The organism is Rheinheimera gaetbuli (genome assembly GCF_054781935.1).
Window position 1 is genome coordinate 32,110 of record NZ_BAAGTL010000004.1, and the last position, 20,710, is coordinate 52,819.

At 49.0% G+C, this 20,710-nt stretch carries 14 protein-coding genes and 1 pseudogene; 11 read left to right on the top strand and 4 right to left on the bottom strand.

The window, feature by feature from the left end; translation table 11 throughout:
• The first annotated feature begins 8 nt into the window (after positions 1-8).
• The 11 genes and pseudogenes from ACYVIC_RS04375 (at position 9) to ACYVIC_RS04425 (ending at position 16,525) form a co-directional block, all read left to right on the top strand.
• Positions 9-740 (top strand): hypothetical protein, encoded by a 732-nt coding sequence (locus ACYVIC_RS04375; protein WP_460857623.1) that lies wholly within the window; start codon positions 9-11, stop codon positions 738-740.
• A 78-nt stretch (positions 741-818) separates the two neighbouring features.
• Entirely contained in the window at positions 819-3,038 is a 2,220-nt protein-coding gene (locus ACYVIC_RS04380) for a glycosyl transferase family protein (protein WP_460857625.1), read from the top strand.
• 2 nt (positions 3,039-3,040) lie between these two features.
• The gene (locus ACYVIC_RS04385; RefSeq protein ID WP_460857627.1) at positions 3,041-5,971 is read left to right on the top strand and encodes an NfrA family protein; all 2,931 of its coding nucleotides are present in this window, start codon (positions 3,041-3,043) and stop codon (positions 5,969-5,971) included.
• The gene (locus ACYVIC_RS04390; RefSeq protein WP_460857629.1) at positions 5,965-6,807 is read left to right on the top strand and encodes a DUF4434 domain-containing protein; all 843 of its coding nucleotides are present in this window, start codon (positions 5,965-5,967) and stop codon (positions 6,805-6,807) included. Before ACYVIC_RS04385 ends, ACYVIC_RS04390 begins: the two co-directional genes overlap by 7 nt.
• A gap of 100 nt (positions 6,808-6,907) precedes the next feature.
• Positions 6,908-10,225: a sensor histidine kinase gene (locus ACYVIC_RS04395; RefSeq protein ID WP_460857631.1), complete on the top strand. Its 3,318-nt coding sequence runs from the start codon at positions 6,908-6,910 to the stop codon at positions 10,223-10,225.
• A gap of 59 nt (positions 10,226-10,284) precedes the next feature.
• A complete protein-coding gene (locus ACYVIC_RS04400) occupies positions 10,285-11,052 on the top strand; it encodes a DeoR/GlpR family DNA-binding transcription regulator (protein ID WP_460857633.1) in 768 nt (255 codons plus the stop codon).
• Positions 11,053-11,107: 55 nt separating this feature from the next.
• On the top strand, positions 11,108-12,937 hold the full coding sequence (gene glmS / locus ACYVIC_RS04405; protein ID WP_460857635.1) for a glutamine--fructose-6-phosphate transaminase (isomerizing): 1,830 nt from the start codon (positions 11,108-11,110) through the stop codon (positions 12,935-12,937).
• Between the two features lie 172 nt (positions 12,938-13,109).
• Positions 13,110-13,280 (top strand): annotated as a pseudogene (locus ACYVIC_RS04410) (transposase); the annotation flags it as partial.
• A 456-nt stretch (positions 13,281-13,736) separates the two neighbouring features.
• A complete protein-coding gene (locus ACYVIC_RS04415) occupies positions 13,737-14,756 on the top strand; it encodes a type IV toxin-antitoxin system AbiEi family antitoxin (protein WP_460857637.1) in 1,020 nt (339 codons plus the stop codon).
• On the top strand, positions 14,740-15,594 hold the full coding sequence (locus ACYVIC_RS04420; RefSeq protein ID WP_460857639.1) for a nucleotidyl transferase AbiEii/AbiGii toxin family protein: 855 nt from the start codon (positions 14,740-14,742) through the stop codon (positions 15,592-15,594). Before ACYVIC_RS04415 ends, ACYVIC_RS04420 begins: the two co-directional genes overlap by 17 nt.
• A 169-nt stretch (positions 15,595-15,763) precedes the next feature.
• Entirely contained in the window at positions 15,764-16,525 is a 762-nt protein-coding gene (locus ACYVIC_RS04425) for a type 1 glutamine amidotransferase domain-containing protein (RefSeq protein ID WP_460857641.1), read from the top strand.
• A gap of 44 nt (positions 16,526-16,569) precedes the next feature.
• On the opposite strand, the gene ACYVIC_RS04430 is transcribed toward ACYVIC_RS04425, so the two are convergent.
• From ACYVIC_RS04430 to ilvD, 4 genes are all read right to left on the bottom strand, one after another.
• A complete protein-coding gene (locus ACYVIC_RS04430) occupies positions 16,570-16,911 on the bottom strand; it encodes an FKBP-type peptidyl-prolyl cis-trans isomerase (RefSeq protein ID WP_460857643.1) in 342 nt (113 codons plus the stop codon).
• A 78-nt stretch (positions 16,912-16,989) separates the two neighbouring features.
• The gene (locus tag ACYVIC_RS04435; protein WP_460857644.1) at positions 16,990-17,175 is read right to left on the bottom strand and encodes a ribosome alternative rescue factor ArfA; all 186 of its coding nucleotides are present in this window, start codon (positions 17,173-17,175) and stop codon (positions 16,990-16,992) included.
• 79 nt (positions 17,176-17,254) lie between these two features.
• Positions 17,255-18,823, bottom strand: coding sequence for a threonine ammonia-lyase, biosynthetic (ilvA, locus tag ACYVIC_RS04440; RefSeq protein WP_460857646.1), 1,569 nt, complete (start codon positions 18,821-18,823; stop codon positions 17,255-17,257).
• Positions 18,823-20,673 (bottom strand): dihydroxy-acid dehydratase, encoded by a 1,851-nt coding sequence (gene ilvD, locus ACYVIC_RS04445; RefSeq protein WP_460857648.1) that lies wholly within the window; start codon positions 20,671-20,673, stop codon positions 18,823-18,825. Before ilvD ends, ilvA begins: the two co-directional genes overlap by 1 nt.
• Between the last annotated feature and the right edge of the window lie 37 nt (positions 20,674-20,710).

A 20,710-nucleotide genomic window follows, 5' to 3' on the forward strand; every position in this document is an offset into this window, starting at 1 on the left:
GAGTTGTTATGTTTAAGAATGGAATTCTTTTTTTGTTTGTTTTATTCAGCCTAATTGCCACTCAACCGGCTCAGGCTGCTCTTATTCATGGCAAAAACTATTTGGATGACGAGCAAAACAGTATTTATTGGTCCTTGCTTGATATGAATTTGGATATTGCACGTTTGTCCTGGAGTGATACCCTCGGTTCGTCAAAACAGACAAGCCTGGCTGATGTAAATGCATTTATCGACAACAATTCAGATGGTTGGCGCTGGGCAACAGTAGATGAATTTTTTGCAATTCATAACTGGTTTGATTCAGACCCCATGGCAGATGGCTGGTCGACAGCTCAAAAAACTGGTTCAGCATTATTCTTTTTGTTAAATGGTACTGGGCAAGCATATACTGAGCAAAAAGGCTATGATTTTGAAGGTTATACGTACTGGCAGTTTGGCACTAAGTCACCCACTGGTATGCAATATGTTTGGATGTCTGATTTTGCGTGGGATATCCCAGGAGTAGCATGCGCAAGTTACTCGTTACTGTGCCAAAGCGGATATTTTACTGATGCAAACTCACCATTGTGGCTTGCAGAAAACATATTACAAATGAGTGAGTTAAACGTTACATCTCTATTAGTACGTGATCACATTTCTTCCCCATCTAATACGGCGTCATCTGTGCCGGTTCCGCCAACAGCCTGGTTGATGGCTTTAGGTATTGCACTGATATTGCGTCGTCGAAACATCCGCCAATAACAACAGCATTTTTTAGCAAACTGGCAATCTGGTAACAGATTGTCAGTTTTTGTTTTATTTTATAAGTGTGTTTTTAGCATGAGCCTGATTGATATCACTGCGGTGTATCTGTTTGTACTGAAAAATATCTCACTGATATTGCTGGTAATGCTATTGTTTTTTGCGATAGATGACGCTTTTATTGATGTCTACTATTGGCTGCGCCATTTGTGGCGAGGTTTAACAATATATCGTAAACGCTCGTTGTTTGACGAGAAACAACTGTACATTTATAAAGAACAACCTCTTGCCATAATGATCCCTGCTTGGCAGGAGGTAGGTGTGGTTGGCAAGATGGCTGAGCTCGCTGCTTCCGAGCTGGATTATGAAAACTACCAGATTTTCGTCGGTACCTATCCTAACGACCCTGGGACACAGCACGATGTTGATGAAGTTTGCCAGCGCTTTCCTAATATTCACAAAGTGATCTGCGCCAGACCCGGGCCAACCAGCAAAGCTGATTGTTTAAACAATGTGATTACGTCTATTCTTGAATTTGAACAGCGCTCCAACGTGAAGTTTGCAGGGTTTGTTCTACATGATGCAGAAGACGTTATTTCAGCAATGGAGTTAAGGTTATTCAATTATTTATTGCCTCGAAAAGATTTGATTCAGTTGCCTGTTTACCCTTTTGCTACCGGTGCATTTAACTTTACCTCTGGTCATTATCTCGACGAGTTTTCAGAAATGCACGGTAAAGATGTTGTTGTGCGCGAAGCCATTGTCGGCCAGGTACCCAGCGCCGGTGTTGGCACCTGTTTTAGTCGGCGGGCTATCCTAAAATTGTCAGAAGAAGGTGATGGACTTCCTTTTGATGTCCAATCGCTAACAGAAGACTATGATATTGGCTTTCGTCTTAAGCAATGGGGAATGGAAGAAATCTTTGTTCGTTTTTCTGTTACTAACAACAAGTTGGCAGCCTTCGCCGAACAGAACAGCAGTCGCAGTAAAACAGGCGGAAATGTAGTTTGTGTCAGAGAATATTTCCCTGAAACCTTTAATACTGCTGTCCGACAAAAAAGTCGCTGGATAATTGGTATCGTGTTTCAGGGCTTTAAAGTACATAAATGGAGCCCGGACTGGAAACTGAATTATTTTCTCTGGCGGGATCGAAAAGGCGTTATCAGCTATTTCGTTAGTTTTTTGGCTAGCATTATATTTATCCAGTTGTTGCTGCTATGGCTATATCAGGCAGTAGTCCACAGTTCTTATAATTTTATCAGTGTGTTTTCCAACGAGCCGCTGATCATCACCTTGCTAACAACTAATTTAGTTTTTTTTCTTAACAGGATGATTCAGCGCATGATTTTTGTCCGGCGCTATTACGGAATCACACAGGCTTTACTATCCGTGCCGCGGCAATTGTGGGGTAATGTAATTAATTTCTTTGCGAACGTGAGAGCGATTCGTCAAGTTCTTGCCCATGGTGATCCGCGCCGGGTCGCGTGGGACAAAACACAACATCAATATCCAACAGTTAGTGACCGTAGTTTAGGTTCTTCATTAGGTTTTATTCTGCAACAACACGCCGTTATAAGCGAGGAACAGTTAAGCTCAGCCCTGGAACTTAGGGGACGTGGTGAGCGTTTGGGGCAGGCTATGCTACGACTAAATTATATTTCACCGAAGCAATTGGCAGAGGCTTTGGCACTTCAAGCTTCTGTGGAGTGCTGTTTAATTGACCCCTTTGCTCTTGAATCAAAATATATTATTCAGTTCCCCGAGCGCTTAGCATTTAAGTACGCGGTATTACCCATTGGTGTTGAAGGTAACGTGCTGATTTTGGCAAAAGAAAGTGCTTTGTCGCCTGTGGCTCATGGCGCGATTGAGCGAGCGCTGCAGCATAAGATACGTTATGTGATTTGTCAGGCTGGCGCGGTAACACTGGGGTTACGTTATTGGTATAAGTATGATTTGGCATGCAACCCAGACCGGCAATTAGAGCAATGGGTTAGCGATGGAGAGCTGACAGCTGCCGAAGCTACAATTGTTCGCCAGCAGTATTTCTCACATCAGTTACTACTAGGCGAAGCCTTACTGCAAGCGTCATTGCTGGAGCCTGCGGTCATCAACCAGGTAATGATTGGTTTTGATTACGACAGCAATATCAAGTTGGGTAGCTATTTGGTACAAGAGCAGCTTATTTCGGAAGAGGTATTAGCGCAAACGCTTGCCCTGCAAAAGGAACGGCAGAAATCATTGCTGCAGTTATACGTCGAGCATAAACATCGGCAAACGCTAGTAGCCGGGGCATCCTAGTTATGCGGCTACTGGTTATTATGTCGATAGTTTTCAGTCTGGCAGCAACTGCAGAAGATTGGCGGAGCGGGTTGACTGAATTGCAGCAGTTTCGAACTTATCCGTTTGTTGATAAAGCATTTACCCTAAATCGGCAGCAACAATATGTTCAAGCTGTGGCCGAACTTGAAAAAGCGTTGAGGTTTGCTCCAGAGCATGCTCCACTGGTTGTGCTATTGTTAGATTTTCAGCTTGCTATACCTGATACCGCAGCGGCCCTGCTCACCTACCAGCGTCTACCTTCTGCTCTGAAACCCGATAAGTTAAGGCGCATTGTACAGACGCAGTTAGATAGCCAGCTACCACTGCCATTTGAAACAATTTCATCTCTGCTGCCAAGTGTACCAGCAGCAGAGCGGCAGCAGATACTGTTGGCGCTGTCACAACACTTTATTGCTGAGCAGCAACTGCAAAAAGCGTTCGAGTTACTCGCTGGTCAGGTAGAAATAAATTCCGGGTTATTGTTACAACGAGCTGAGCTGGCGCAGCAGCTTTTATTGCCACAGCAAGTTATTAAAGACACTGAAGCCGTGCCAAAAGAACAGCTAACTGAGCGGGACTGGCAGCGATACAGCATGGCATTGCTTAGCCAGAAGAAATACCAACAGGCGGCTGCGATTGCAAATCAATATAGTGATTCAGCCTGGAGTGCTGCGCTTTACCGCCAGCGGGTGCAGATGCAACTGGCAGAGTCTGACTGGACGGGTGCGGAACAAAGCTTTCTTTGGTTAACCGAGCGCACGACGCTGACAGAGGCAGAGCAAAAACAGCGCTATCAGGCTGCTATCAACAGCAGCAATATAAGCTTAGCCAGCGCGCTAATTGACAAGCTAACGCTGGACTGCCAAGACAAAGTGGGTTTGTATCTGCAGGTGGGTTCAACAGAGGATGCTAAAGCGGCGTTTTCTCGCTGCCCGATACAGCCATCACCACAGTGGTTGGTTTATGCAGAGCGCTGGCTGTCGGCCGATGCATTAGACGCGGTTAGCTTTAATGACTCGACTTTAACAAAGCAAAAATTAGCAATCGTGTTACAAAAACGTATAGCTGAAAAAGACTACGAAGCCATTTTACAGCGTAAGTTTGCCCAACCATTGCGGTCCGAAGACTACAGTCTGCTGGTAAATAGCATAAATGCCTTGCCAGATGCTGCTCTACAATTACCCTACTTGCTGGCGTTATATCAGGATATGCCTGATACATATCTGCTAGACCGGCTTAGTTATCTGTATATTGAGCTTCAACAACCAGAGCGCGCCTTACGACTGCTTGTTCAGGCGCTACCCTTTTCTGCAGCCGCTATCAAACAAAAAACATTGCCGGAACGGTTATTAAACCTACTACAACAGCAGCCCGTAACAAGCTTACCTAAGGTGCTTGAGAGGCTTGATGATTGGTCTGTTTTTCCTGAAACCCAAGCTGAGCTGTGGCGACTGGCTGGCGATTGTGAGCGGGCGCGCCAGTTACTGAACCCGGTACCGGGAAATGTAAATGGCTGGAAAACTTTGGCCTTGTGTGCAAATGATGCTGATCCTGGCTCCGCTATTCAGTATTGGCAGCAAGCGCATCAGCTACAGCCTGATCTCATTTATTTAAAGCACATTGCTTACCAGTATCAGGTATTACAGCAACCCTCGCTGGCATTGTCGCAATGGCAGAATATACCATTTGAGCAGTTATTGGCCGGCGATGTCCTGACAATGGCTGAACTGGCGCTGCAACAGGGGCAGGAGCAAGCGGCCAGCCATTATCTGCAACAGGTGAAGTCGACAACGGATGCAGAAATGGCAAGGCAATACGCGATCCAGGCTGCGGTTTATCGTCAACAAAACCAAACAGCACTTATGCTTATCAATCTGCAAAAAGCGGCAGAGCGGCAACCAAAACAAGTGGGTTATCAGCTTGAGTATGCCTATGCGTTAGTTGCAACCGAGCCTGAAAAAGCCCGGGATATTATGACAAAGCTGCACGAGGAAGGTTATCAATTTAACGCAACTCAGGCCGCACAACTTGCCTACTTAAACCAGCAATTATCTGAGCTTTCGCAAACCCGGCAATGGACAGCAGAAGCGCTGGCATTGTACAAAACAAAACAAAACCTAACCAACGCCGACCTCACTACGCAATTCAGCTTAATCAGATTAGAGCAGCAACTGGCATCACATTGGCAATTCAGTGGTGGTTCGACTTTTACCAGTGGTGCCATTACCGGTGAGCGTCTGTCTACAGATGATACCACTCTTAGCCGCCACGGTTTTGCCGTTAAAGCAGAGTACTTTGTTGACCCTTTACAGCAGGATTTGTCGTTGTATGCTGTTGTAGCCAGCAATGGCAATGATTCGCCATGGCAAACCTGGGGCCAACAATTTGGTGTGAGTTATAAACCGCTGGACAGTATAAATTTGTGGCTAAGTGCGGGGCTGCAGCAGTATCCATTGGCACAGGGAGAATGGCATAGTATTTTACGCTTAACGGCAGATGCGCTTAATGCTGAGCCGTTGCAAGCAGAATGGCGACCGGTGGAACCTGGCTGGTGGGAGCGAAAACTCTATCTTGACGCTGTTTGGTGGCCAGAAACCGGCAATAAACTAGCGCAGGTTCGTTTTGATCAGGGGCGGGTCTGGAAATTGACTGAGTCAACTGCGCAAACAATTAAGTGGTATGGTTTGCTGCAATACGACCACCGTTTACAGAAAACATCTGCCGGAGTGTTGGCAAGTGGTAAGCAGCTGGCCGCAGGTATGGGCTTGCAGTGGCGTTTTTGGCCAGGTGAAGTACCGGTATTGTTGCAACGAGAGCGTCTTGAGGTGAGCCTGGAATGGCAGTATCAGTTAGCCGGCGATTTAAATCGGCGAGAGCATGCATTGTTGCTGCAATTTTATCTGTTTTGGTAGCCTGTCAATCTACTGAAAACGAGCGTGCTGCCAGCGTGTTTTATCAGCCTTTACAGCGTGATGCACAATTAAACTCTTTGCAATGGCAGCAGGTACAGCAGCAGCTTTTGCAACGAGGTTTGTCGTCAATTATTGTGCAATGGAGCCAATATGGCACTAATGACTTTATGTCGACTGACTCGCCGTTGCTTCAATTTTTACAAGCAGGCGTACCTACAGCCCAACCCGTCTGGCTGGGTTTGTTTGCTGCACAAGACGAATTTAGTTATGTTCGGCAGGGCGAAGATCGCCGGCAATTTGTGATGCATCAACTTGCGCGAAGCAAGATGCTGCAGCAACAACTTGCTTTGTCCTTACCAATATCGGAAGACAGGCTGTTAGGGTGGTATTTGCCGCTGGAGTTGCACGATATTGATTTTCAAACCGAAGCTGATACAAACTGGTTAAAAGCGCAATTGCTGACTTTTGCTAGCTCAAGCAAAAAGCCTGTTGCCATCAGTGCATTTAGCAACGGTAATCTGGATGCCCAAACCTTTGCAGCACGGCTGGGTAGCCTGCAGCAGCAAGGACTAGTGCTGTGGTTACAAGACGGTAGCGGAGCCGGTTTAATGAGTGCAGAGCGCAGGTTGGCGTTACTTGGTCAACTTAGCTGCAGCATTGGCATAATTGTTGAGTCTTTTCGCCAGCCAGATTATGGCGGCAGCTTCAGCGCGGTTGCGGCAAAGCAGCATGAGATTACTCAGGCGCTTGCCGGCATAAAACCCTGCCATCAGCGAGCCTATTTCTCCTTGCGGTATTTGCTGCAGAATCCCACTTTACTGCCATTGCAGGATTAGCTTTCAGACCAGATCTGCTGGGATTAAATAAGTAGTATGATTTGCAGTTGTTAACAAAGCCGCCATACTTAACCAATAATTTTGAGTATGGCTACTGTGCATGAATTACCTGAAGGCGTTTTTTGCCTGTATTTCTATCATTCTGCACGTCTGTTTTCCCGTTAGTGCCGGGCAGGCAACAACCGGCTACGCCCGTTTTAACCATCTGGCCGAAAGCCAGCCCATCTCGCCTTTTGCTACCAGCATGGTGCAGGACAATCAGGGGTTTTTATGGCTGGGCACCCACCACGGCTTATATCGCTTTGATGGTGTAACACTGCAACATTATCCGGCAGACAGTACCAACCCAAACCGATTATCCTCCGATTGGATCACCAGCCTGTTAATAGATAACCGCGGTATGCTGTGGGTTGGCACCCGTTATGGCGGTTTAAACCGGCTTGACCCGGCTACTGAACAGTTTCGTCGCTACCCGTGGCCTGAGGGACGTGGCAGTAGTGAAATTACGGCGTTGGCATTGGACAACAATGGCCAGCTTTGGGTCTCCGGCTATGGTGCGGGCGTGGCCACGTTAGCCGCAGACGCCAGACAACTTACTTCTTTTATGCCAGAGCAACTGGCAGAGTTTCGCTATATTAATCATTTGTTGGTGCATGACGACAGCCTTTATCTGGCTCTGGGTGAGGCGCCTCAGCGCCGGCCTGGCAATGATATTGCTGGTTTAGTTAAAGTACAGCTTGATAGCGGGCAGCTAACGCACTGGCATACACATAACTCGGCACTAACACTGGACCATATTACCCGTTTGCGTTGGTTGCCATCGGGGCAGTTAGCTGTTGCCAGCTTTGGTGCCGGCCTTTGGTTGTTGCAAGCCGATGGCAGTGTGCAAAGCTTCGACATGCCGACACTGCTGCAGCATAGCCAGCTAACGGATATTTTGTCTGATAAGCAGGGTGATTTATGGTTAAGCACCTATGACAACGGCGTCTGGCATTATCAGAGCGCAAAGCAGACTTGGCGTCATTTTAGCCATGAGCCTTTACTTCGCTTTGGCTTACAAACAAATGCTATTTTGGCCATGTATCAGGATAAAGCCGACAGTATGTGGTTTGTCAGCCAAACGGGGTTTAGCCAGCTAAGCGGCTTTGCCCGTCAGGTACAGGTGTTGCCAGCTGCAGCGGATAGAGATGGTTTGCTCGGCAGCAATGATGTATTTGGCATTGACGCTGTGGCACCGGATCGCATTTGGTTAGCTAACCGTGAGTCTGGTGTCGCGCGTTACAACCCGCAAAACGGTGAACTGTTAAAGTGGCCGCTGCCTCAGCCTGCAACGGGCGCAGCACCGTCGCTTGCCCGGGTCGTAAAGCAACTGGACGATGATGTTTGGCTTGGTACCGACCAGGGCCTGTTTCGACTGATGTCTGACCAACAATGGCAGCCATTTATTCTACCTGTGTCGCGCCAACCACATATTAGCGCCATTTTTCGTGATTCGCGTCAACGCATTTGGCTGGCCAGCCGCACTGATGGTGTTTTTGTTATGGACAGCCGCTGGCAATTACTGGCGCATTTCCACCCGGAAAACCCGGCTTATCCTCTGCCTTTTCATGTCGTAACCGTATTGTATGAGGACCAGTTTGGTGATATCTGGCTAGGATCAGTTGATAAGGGGTTAGCGCGTATCGCTGCCGGGTTAGACGATATTAAGCACTGGCATCAGGCTATGCCGGAAGGTCTGGGCCCGGTTTACAATGGCGTGCAGGCATTGCTGGAAGAAAATGGCCAGTTGTTTGTCCGCGCAGGCAACGTAAATCATCGGGTTTTACGCCACCCGACACAGCCACAGCGTATCCTGGGGTTTAAAGCCTACCGCAATGCTGATGACAGCGATACGGAGTTGCAACGGGCCACAGCGTTTAATCTGATGTATCGTTTTGTTTGGTCTGAGGCTAATCAGGGCTTTATTCAACTGTCTGCCGGTCATGGTGTGCAAGAAGCAACCTGGATTGGCTCCAGTGCAGTGGCATTTGGCAATGTATACCGCGGTGGGCGTCAGGGGCTCGATATTTATCCGCTGCAACTGGCTGCTCGTGAACTGCCGCTACCGGCATTAATGCTATATCAACTAAGTATGTTTAATCAGCCGGTACTGCCTGGCAGCGATAAATTGTTACCGCAACCTTTGGGGCAAACCAGGCAACTTACCTTCAACCACCTGCAGGATATGTTTAGCCTGCATTTTTCTGCGCCGGACTTTTTGCAGCCCCAGCAACTGCAATACCGCTATCGCTTGCAAGGCTTTGACCGTGACTGGCTGGGCATTAGCGCCAATAACCGAGTTGCTACCTATACCCGGCTTCCAGCCGGAAGTTATCAGTTTCAACTTAGTGCACGTTATCTGGGCGGCACCTGGCAGGAACCGCTAAGTTTGTTGATCACCATTTTGCCACCCTGGTGGCGTAGCTGGTGGTTTCTAAGTTTGTCCGGCCTATTGACATTAGCTGCACTGGGCGGCGCGATCTTTTGGCGTTTTTACAATGAGCGTTGTCATCGCCAGCAGTTAGAGCGTGAAGTGGAGGCTCGCACCGAAGAAATTGCGCTGCAGCATCAGGCGTTACAGGATTCGTATGCTGAGCTGAAAACGGCACAGCAGCAATTGGTAACACAGGAGAAAATGGCCTCACTGGGTGCGCTGGTCGCCGGTGTAGCGCATGAAATTAATACTCCGCTGGGTATTTGTGTCACGGCAACCAGCCATTTGGACGCCGAACTTGAGGTATTGCACAATAATTATCAGCAAGGCGGCATCCAGAGAAGCCAGTTTGAACGTTTTTTGCAGCAATTTTCTGACGGTTTACGCATTTTGCACAGTAATACCCGCCGTGCAGCAGATCTGGTAAACAGCTTTAAACAAGTGTCGGTAGACCAGTCCAGTGACAGTGTGCGCGACGTAGAGCTGGTGGCGTACTTGCGTGATGTACTGCTGTCATTACAGCCACAGTTGCGCAAGCTCGGCTGCGAAGTGCAACTGGATACACCAGACAAATTGGTTATGCATACCGACGCCGGAGCCATAGCGCAAATTATTACCAACCTGGTTATGAACAGCCTGCACCATGGCCTGCATACGGCAGAGCAGCCGCAAATTTTTATTATGCTGCACCAAAGCCAAGAGCAACTGCAACTGCAGTTTTATGACAACGGCTGTGGCATGAACGATGCTGATCTGGCGCGGCTGTTTGATCCGTTTTTTACCACTAAACGACATCAAGGCGGCACCGGGCTGGGTAGCCACATAGTTTATAATCTGGTAACGGCGCGGTTAAAAGGCCAAATTACAGTTAGCAGCCCGCCCGGTTTAGGGCTGCAGTACTTTATTTGTTTGCCACTAAATATTTATCCGGACAGTAGCACTTAACTTGCAAAAGAAATAAAAAGCGCTAAAATAACTTTCGTTTTGAAACTTAATCGAAAGTTATGAATAAACGAAATACTCAACAACGCCGGCATTTAATTGTCAGCCAGCTGCAGCAACAAGGTGAACTGTCGGTGGAGCAGTTGGCCGCGCAGTTTAATACCTCGGAAGTAACCATTCGTAAAGATTTAACGGTTTTAGAACAAGCCGGGTTGTTATTGCGCCGCTACGGCGGTGCCGTACCGGTACCGCAAGACTTTGTCAGTGACAGCAGTTTAGAAAAAGTTTCACAGCGAAAGCTGGCGATTGCTAAAGCCGCCGCCGGCCTGATTAAAGACCATTACCGCATTATTATCGACAGCGGCCGCACCACTGCGGCGCTACTGCCTGAGCTGGCTGGTAAACGTGGCCTGGTGGTGATGACGAACTCGCTGGCGATTGCCAATACCCTGCGCGAGCTGGAGAACGAGCCAACGCTGCTGATGACCGGCGGCACCTGGGACCCACAATCCGAAGCATTTCAGGGCCAGTTAGCCGAGCAGATGCTACGCAATTACGATTTTGACCAATTGTTTATTGGTGCCGACGGCATCGACTTAGCCCGCGGCACCACCACCTACAATGAGTTATACAGCTTAAGCCGGGTAATGGCGGAAGTAGCGCGCGAAGTTATCGTAATGCTGGAGTCTGACAAGCTCGGGCGCAAAATTCACAACCTTGAGCTGCCCTGGTCTATGGTCAAGGTACTGATTACCGATGAAGGTTTAGCCGCCGCCGATGCGGCACAAATTGAACAACAGGGTGTGCAGGTGATCCGCGTTGCCGGATAACCTGGTCGCCTTTGACATGAATACATACTGATAACGGATTATTTGGAGAGAGCTTATGTGTGGCATAGTTGGCGCAGTAGCGCAGCGTGATGTAGTAGACATTCTGGTAGAAGGCCTGCGCCGGTTAGAATACCGCGGTTATGACTCGGCCGGTGTGGCAGTGGTAACCGAAGCCGGCGAACTGACGCGTTTGCGCCGCTTAGGCAAAGTCAAAGAGCTCAGCGATGCAGTAGCAGAACAGCCGGTAGTTGGCGGCACCGGTATCGCTCACACCCGCTGGGCTACCCACGGCGAGCCGAGCGAGCGCAACGCTCACCCACACGTATCCAGCAATATTACCGTGGTGCACAACGGCATTATTGAAAACCACAGCCCACTGCGTGACGCGTTAAAAGCTAAAGGCTATGTGTTCACCTCTGACACCGACACCGAAGTTATCGCCCACTTAGTCGAAGAAGAACTGAAAAGCGCTGGTTCATTGCTGGCCGCAGTACAAAAAACCGTAAAGCAACTGCATGGCGCTTACGGTACGGTATTAATGGATAAAACCGACAGCAGCCGCGTGGTGGTAGCCCGTTCAGGCAGCCCGCTGGTAATCGGTTTAGGCATTGGTGAAAACTTTATTGCCTCTGATCAGCTGGCGCTATTGCCGGTAACCCGCCGCTTTATCTTCTTAGAAGAAGGCGATGTCGCTGAAATTACCCGCCACAGCGTGAGCATTTTTGATAAAGATGGCGTGGCGATTGAACGCGAAGTGCATGAGTCTAACGTCAGCTACGACGCCGGTGACAAAGGCCAGTATCGCCATTTTATGCTGAAAGAAATTTACGAGCAGCCGCACGCGATCAACAACACGCTGGAAGGCCGTTTAAGCAGTGATTCTGTGCTGGATGAAACCTTCGGTAACGGCGCCGCCGAGCTGTTCAAACAAGTAAAACATGTGCAAATTGTTGCCTGTGGCACCAGCTACCACTCCGGCATGGTGGCGCGCTACTGGTTAGAGTCGTTAGGCGGCATTTCCTGTAACGTTGAAATTGCCTCCGAGTTCCGTTACCGCAAATCCTTTGTGCAGCCAAACAGCCTGCTGGTGAGTATTTCCCAATCCGGCGAAACGGCCGACACCTTAGCCGCACTGCGTCTGGCGAAAGACGCCGGCTACTTAGGCAGCTTAACCATTTGTAACGTGGCCGGCTCGTCATTGGTGCGTGAATCAGACTTAGCCTTTATGACCCGCGCCGGCGCCGAAATTGGTGTGGCGTCAACTAAAGCCTTTACCACCCAATTAGTTGGTTTGGCGATGCTAACCATGGCCATTGGTAAGTACAACGGTTTAACTGCCGCGCAGCAGCGCGAACTGACCGACGCATTAAAGAGCCTGCCAGCGAAATTAGAGCAAACCCTGGCGCTGGCGCCACAAATTGAAGCGCTGGCAGAAGAATTTGCCGACAAACACCACGCGCTGTTTTTAGGCCGTGGCGATCAGTACCCGATTGCCATGGAAGGTGCGTTAAAGCTAAAAGAAATTTCGTACATTCACGCTGAAGCCTACGCCGCCGGCGAGTTAAAACACGGCCCGCTGGCGCTGATTGACGCTGAAATGCCGATTATTGTAGTAGCGCCGAATAACGAGCTGTTAGAAAAGCTGCAATCGAACGTCGAAGAAGTGCGCGCCCGTGGCGGTATTCTATACGTATTCGCCGACGCCGACGCCCGCTTCCAGTCCGACGCCACCATGCGGGTAATCAACGTACCGCACGTCGCCGACATCCTGGCACCCATCGTCTACACCCTGCCACTGCAGTTACTCAGCTACTACGTCGCCATTATCAAAGGCACCGACGTAGACCAGCCACGTAATTTGGCGAAGAGTGTTACTGTGGAATAATTTAGGTTAAAAATAATAAGGTCATCAACAGCTTACTGTGATGGCCTTTTTTATTGTCAGTCTTAAACCACCTCCTATGGAGGTGGTGATCGTTCAGTCGGGGCTATGCCCGTAGAGTCCCCATGTTAGATACTTCGCTCGTTTGTAACCAGCAAATGAGGAAGTAAATAACATGAGTAGATATGAATCCGCATCACACGTCTTCTATCGGTGCCAGTATCACATCGTTTGGACGCCGAAGTACAGATACAAGATTCTGACAGGAAATCTTGGCAAAGAGCTGTACCGAAGTATTTATGTGTACTGTTCGATGAAGCGTTGCACAGTAGTAGAGCTTAATGTGCATAAATCTGAGTCGATATCCTGTGAATGTGCGATAAAGGCGTCAACAACTGTTCTAAGAGGTGGCGGAATCTGATTAGATTGAGGGAAATAGGCCCAGTTAATCATGTTTTTAAGTCTCCAAATTTCACGCTGAAAAAATCAACAAATGTATGGGGTAGTTCAGTTCCAAATTACCAAAGCGTTTGTTTCCACACTGCCAACCACATAATTACTAGCATGGTTGCTGGTAGTGGAACAAGTACCAGATTGGTAAAGCCTTTATGGTAAAACTGCACCAGTGCCTGCTGGTGCTGTGTTGGCAGCGGCGATTCTAGGCTTTTTTGTTTGATTTTCGTTCAATTTTTTGCAGTGTTCATTTTTCATGAACAATTAAGATAAATGAACGCTAAGCTTGCTGGCGTGTTCAATTTGTTCTATTGTTCATTATTATTGAACCCCTAGTAAAAATGAACAAATGGACGATTTACTGCTTCAGGTAGCCGATCTTTTACAGAGAAACACGCATTTGAAGGTTGAAGCCAATCTCGGGCGTGATGACGTTGATGGTTGGCTAACAGTTCACTGCGCTGAATACAAATATAGCTGGCAAGTGGAGGCTAAAAATCGGCTAACCCGGCCAGTGCTGGCAAAGCTGATTTTTCAAGACCAAATACTGGGAAATGGTGAAAGTGTACTAGTTGCACCTTACATCAATGAAAACCTTGCGGAACTGTGTCGGGAAAAGCAGCTAAGCTTTGCCGATCTTGCCGGTAATGTTTATCTTTGCCGCCCACCATTATATATCGATATTCGTGGCCGCAAGCCTATGCCAGAACACCAGGTACAACTAAACCGCCAGTCAACAGGCAAGGCGTTTCAGCCAAAAGGTGCGAAGTTGGTTATGTTGCTTTTGTTAAAGCCTGAATTGGTTAATGAACCGATGCGGGCTATAGCCAATCAAGCCGAGATAGCCTTGGGCACTGTGAAGCAAGTGCTTGATGATCTTAAACTGCTCGGTTTTATCGTCGATAAAGGCAAAGGCGGAAAAGTGTTGGCAGAAACAGAGCTAATGCTCACGCGTTGGCTGGACGCTTATCCACATAATCTGGCAGCTAAGCTAAAGCATGCATTGTATACCGCTGATGACCTAAGCCTAATCAGAAACAGCAATTTAGCGCAGTACAATGCGCTGTGGGGAGGGGAAGTAGCCGCAGAGGCATATACCCACTATCTAAAACCCAAAAAACACTTGCTCTATGCCGACCAGATTGCGCAGAAAGCCTTGTTAAAAGCTTTCAGGTTAAGAAGGTTAAGGCCGAATGAGAGTGAGGACAACGCCATAGAAATGGTGGAACCTCCTATTGCTATTGAGAAACTAAGTGGCATAAAGCCTGGCATGGTAAACCCGTTACTGGTTTACGCAGAGTTATTAGCTAGCAATGATCCACGCAATCTTGAGACAGCACAAAGGCTATATCATGACTATCTCTCTTGATTTAACCAATAAACTCCCTGCTGGGCTCGTTGAGGTATATAGCCAGATAAACCAGATAGCGGTGGCATTAGATATTCCCATTTTAATTGTTGGTGCAACGGCGCGAGATATTATTCTTGTGCATGGATTTGGTGCCGCCATTGAACGCGGTACCCGAGACATTGACTTTGGTATTGAAGTACAAAGCTGGCAGCACTATCAGACATTGCAACAGGCGCTGCAACAAGCGGGGTTTGCCGCAGATCCACAAAAAGCACATCGCTTTAGCACTCATGATAGTGCAGGTATGCCCTGGGAAGTAGACTTGATTCCATTTGGCAACGTGAGTAACCCGAAAGGGCAAATATTATGGCCTCCTGCTAATGATATTGCGATGACGGTGCTTGGTTTCGCTGAGGCTTATGCAACCGGATGGAACATCATGCTGACTGGAGATCCGCGCTTTGGAGTAAAGGTTGCTTCGCCAGCAGGGATCTTATTACTCAAATTAATTGCCTGGACTGAACGTGGGCAGGAGTTTCAAGGCAAAGATGCGTCAGATATTTATTACTTAATCAGACATTACAGCAAAATCCCATCGGTTTATGACTTGTTGCATGACGAAGGTTATATGGCTGCTCAGGATTACGAAGATATAAAAGCCAGTGCCATGAAGCTAGCTGATGAGGTGCGAGCTATGACTCATCCCTTAACACTCGGGTACCTTCGCATTAAGCTTTTAGACGATGCCGTAAAACGTGAAAGGTTAGTAGCAGATATCGCAAAGTACTCTCGCATTGAGTACGAATATGCTGACTCTTTGATAAAAATTGTTTGCGAAGGTTTGTCGAAACTTTAAAACTAGCGCAAGGCGAGCCAGCCTCACTAAAGCACTTGCTTCGACACTGCCAGCCACAAAATTACCGGCACTGCTTGCATGGTGATGGAAAAAGTCGTCTTAGCTTTTAAACCTTTTGCACCTTAACCGCGACAAACCTGGTTGTGTTGTTACTTACTAGGGAAAGGTTATGCGATTGTTCACTGCGTTTTTGTGCTTACTGTTGGTTTTCTCTGCTCATTCAGCAGCTGCGGCAGCGCCGGTTAAAAAGGTGCTGATTGTAGCGTCGAACAGGGTCGATATGGGCGATGCTGAACGGCATGAGGCACGTAACGATTTGTTTGAATTTGCCCCGCCGTACCATGTGTTTGTAAGCCATGGCTATGAGGTTGATTTTGTCTCGCCACAAGGCGGCGCAGTGCCCTTTATGCGTGAACCTTTGGGCATTGCCAGCTATACCATCAAGTACGAAAACTTTTTGGATAAAGCGAACAACACGCTGTCACCCGCAGAGGTGAAACCGGAGCAGTATTGGGCCGTTTTTAGCGGTGGTGGCTATGGCGTGATGTTTGATGTAGCACAAAACACCGACATTCAGGCCATTATTGCCAACATATACCAAGCGGGTGGCATTGTGGGTGTTGGCGGCCACGGTGCGGCCAGTATCGCCAATGTTAAGCTGTCTGGCGGTGAGCATTTAGTGCAAGGCAAAAAGGTGGCGGGTTTTCCCAATTCGACGGAATTGGACAAACCCTGGGCCAAAAACGGTACCTTGCTACCTTTTTTGATTGAAACCAGGTTACGGGACAATGGCGCTATTGCACAGAACAAAGAGACACTGGCCGATAAGCACGATGTGGTAATTGATCGGCGTATAGTATCAACGATGTTTTTACCGTCGGCGGCACTGGTAGCTAAAGAAATGATTATTTTGCACCAGCAGGCCAACTAGCTTTTTGGCTATACCATTGACGAAAACGGCGCCTGTGGGCGCTGTTAGTCATCCCGCGTTAATACTTCCAGCAGTTCAATTTCAAAAATAAGGTTACTGTTAGGCGGGATCACGCTGCCAATCTGTCGCTCGCCATAGGCCAGTTCTGCCGGTACCCAGAGTTTGCGCTTACCGCCGGTTTTCATGCCTTTTAGGCCTAAAATCCAGCCTTGAATGACGCGGTTGTTGCTTAGCACTATTTGAAACGGCTGGCCGCGTTTGTAAGAGGAATCAAACTCGGTGCCGTCTTCTAACCAGCCGCGGTAATGGGCCGTAATCAGCGCGCCGCGCTCGGCCGCTTTGCCGGTGCCTTCGATGATATCTTCAATTTTTACTTCAGCAGTCATAATGCTTACGACGTTTATTTGTTTTGCCGCAGTATAACGTGTAGGTAGGGCGGTTTGTTAGTAAAAAAGTGGGTATTATCAGTGTACTGTGGCAGAAACAACAAGGGCGTAATCTTTTGAATTACGCCCTTTTCGGTTGTATGAGCCTTTGCCCTTTTTCGCATTTACCACCTTGGTTTGAAACAACTTACTGGTGACTAAGGCCTTAATCGCATTATCGCGGATCTCGCCGCGGCCATGCTCTGATGCCGCTGGTTTGTTCATGTTTTTACTCCTGTTTAAAAAACGTGCACAGTGTAACCGCATGCTTTGGCCTGAGCAACGGCAATAAGTTCCGTGACACCTATCCTGCCGTTAAAAATGTCTGGTAGCTGCGGTTATGGCTAACTTGCTGATACTGGTAGCCCAGCTTATCCAGATAAGCCGCAATATCGTTGTGGCTGGCCGCTTCAAAACCGGCCAGTACATCACCGGTGGCGGCGCCGTGGTTACGATAGTGAAACAGGGTGATATTCCAGTGCTCGCCCAGGGTGTTTAAGAAATTCATTAACGCACCGGGGTATTCCGGAAAGTTAAACTGATATACCTGCTCCTGTAACTGCCGTGGCGGCATACCGCCGACCATATGCCGTACATGCAATTTGGCCAGCTCGTCGTCAGACAAGTCCTGAAAGTCATAACCGGCATCGCTCAGTAGCTTGGTGACGGTATTTAATTCTTGCTGACCATGGCGCAGTTTAATACCAACAAAGATATGCGCTTTATTATCGCTGGCGTAGCGGTAATTGAACTCGGTAATCGCCCGCCCGCCCAGGGTTTGGCAAAAGCGGCGGAAGCTGCCTTTTTCTTCCGGTATGGTGACTGCAAACACCGCTTCTTTTTTCTCACCCAGCTCGCAGCGCTCGGAGACATAACGCAGCGTATCAAAGTTTAAATTGGCGCCGCTTAACACGGCAGCAAACTGCTGCGGCTTGCTTAAGATGCTGTTTTTCAGCTGCTGGCTGTACTTTTTTAACCCCGCCAGCGCTAAAGCACCGGCCGGCTCTGCTACGGCGCGTAAGTCATCAAAAATATCTTTTATTGCCGCGCATATCTCATCGCTAGTGACGGTAACCACCTCATCACAAAAACGTTTGGCCAGATTGAAGTTCTCTGTGCCGATGCGCTTTACCGCAACACCATCGGCAAATAAGCCCACCCGGTCCAGCGTTACCGGCGTACCGGCGGCCATCGCTGCTTTTAAACAGGCGGCGTCTTCCGGCTCTACGCCTATTACTTTGACATTTGGCTGAATTGCCTTGATATATACCGCCATACCGGCCAGCAAGCCACCACCACCAACCGGAATAAACACCGCATTTAACTGGTTATGCTGGCTTAACAGCTCTTTGGCCACCGTGCCCTGGCCGGCAATAACGTCGCTGTCGTCAAACGGTGGGATATACAGCGCGCCTTCGGTGTTGGCCAGGTTAATGGCGTAGCTGTTGGCTTCGTCAAACGCTGTGCCATGCAACACCACATTGCCGCCCAGTGCTTTTACTGCCGCAACTTTGATTTCCGGCGTGGTGATCGGCATCACGATAGTGGCTTTAATGCCCAGTTTACTGGCCGATAACGCCACGCCCTGGGCATGGTTACCGGCAGAGGCGCACACCACACTGGCGTCGGGGCTGTGCTGTTTTACTTTATGCAGTTTATGAAAAGCGCCGCGCAGTTTAAATGAGTACACCGGCTGCTTGTCTTCGCGCTTTAGCAGCACATTATGGCCCAACCGTTGGCTGAGTTTAGCCATGGCATCCAGCGGGGTTTCTACCGCAGCCTGATATACCGGCGACAGCAGAATTTCGCGCAGATACTGCTGCATCAAATCGGTATCTGTCTGCGCTTGTTGTACTGTTGCCAGGTTACTCATTACTCCTCCAACTTCGACAAATCTCTTACTGCACCTTTATCCGCACTGCTGGCCAGCAGCGCATAGGCTTTCAACGCGGCACTCACCACCCTTTGGCGGTTCTCTGGCTTCCAGCCTTGCTTGCCTTTGGCATCCATTGCGGCACGGCGCTGCGCCAGCTCGTCATCGCTGATAGCAATGCCAATTTTGCGCTGCGGAATATCAATTTCTATGGTGTCGCCTTCCTGCACCAGGGCGATAGCACCGCCACTGGCGGCTTCAGGTGACACATGGCCAATCGACAAACCCGAGGTACCGCCGGAAAAGCGACCATCGGTGATCAAGGCACAGGCTTTACCTAAGCCCATCGACTTTAAGTAACTGGTCGGGTACAGCATTTCCTGCATACCCGGCCCACCTTTGGGACCTTCATAGCGGATAATTACCGCATCACCGGCCACTACCTTGCCTTTTAAAATGGCGTCTACCGCATCGTCCTGGCTTTCAAAAATACGGGCGCGGCCGGTAAATACTAAGTTTTCCGGCTCTACGCCGGCGGTTTTAACAATACAACCCTGCGGCGCCAGATTGCCAAACAACACCGCTAAGCCACCATCTTGTGAATAAGCATGCTCTTTGCTGCGAATGCAGCCTTCTATCCGGTCGTCGTCCAGGCTTGGGTAACGGCAATTTTGCGAAAAGGCCTGCGTGGTCCGAATACCCGCCGGGCCGGCCAGGTACATTTGTTTTGCCTCTTCATTGCCGCTGGTTTTAATATCCCATTGCTCCAGCACCTCGGCTAAGCTGCTGCCTGCCACATGCGGCACATTCGGGTTTAATAAACCGGCGCGGTTTAGCTCGGCCAAAATGCCGATAACGCCGCCGGCGCGGTGTACATCTTCCATATGGTACTTCTGTGTTGAGGGCGCTACTTTGCACAAATGCGGCACTATCCGCGATAACCGGTCGATATCGGCCATGCCAAAATCAACTTCAGCTTCAATCGCCGCAGCCAGTAAATGCAATACGGTATTGGTCGAGCCGCCCATGGCGATATCCAGCATCATGGCGTTTTCAAAGGCGGTTTTGTTGGCGATATTGCGCGGCAGGGCGCTGGCATCATCATGTTTATACCAGCGGTTGCACAGCTCCATTATTCTGAAACCGGCCTGCACAAATAACTCTTTACGATCCGCATGAGTGGCCAGCAACGAGCCGTTACCGGGCTGGCCTAAGCCTAAGGCTTCAACCAAACAGTTCATTGAGTTAGCGGTAAACATGCCAGAGCAGCTACCGCAGGTCGGGCAGGCGCTGCGCTCAATTTGCTCGCTGTCGCTGTCGCTTACGTTGGGATCGGCCGCCGATACCATGGCATCGACTAAATCCAGCTTGATGATCTGATCAGATAATTTGGTTTTACCCGCTTCCATTGGCCCGCCAGAGACAAAAATGGCTGGTACGTTTAAGCGCATCGCCGCCATTAACATGCCGGGGGTAATTTTGTCGCAGTTAGAAATACACACCATGGCATCGGCACAGTGGGCATTGACCATATATTCTACCGAGTCGGCGATCAGCTCGCGCGACGGCAGGCTGTACAACATGCCGCCATGGCCCATGGCAATACCATCGTCCACCGCTATGGTATTAAATTCTTTAGCAATACCGCCGGCATCTTCAATGCTTTTTGCTACCAGCTTGCCTAAATCGCGCAGGTGCACATGGCCGGGTACAAACTCACAAAATGAGTTTACTACCGCAATAATCGGCTTACCAAAATCGGTGTCTTTTACGCCGGTAGCTCGCCACAGGGCGCGAGCACCTGCCATATTGCGGCCTTCGGTAACGGTGGCAGATCTTAACTTTGGCATTGCTGTACTCCGTAAATTCGGTAAATAAAAAGTATAG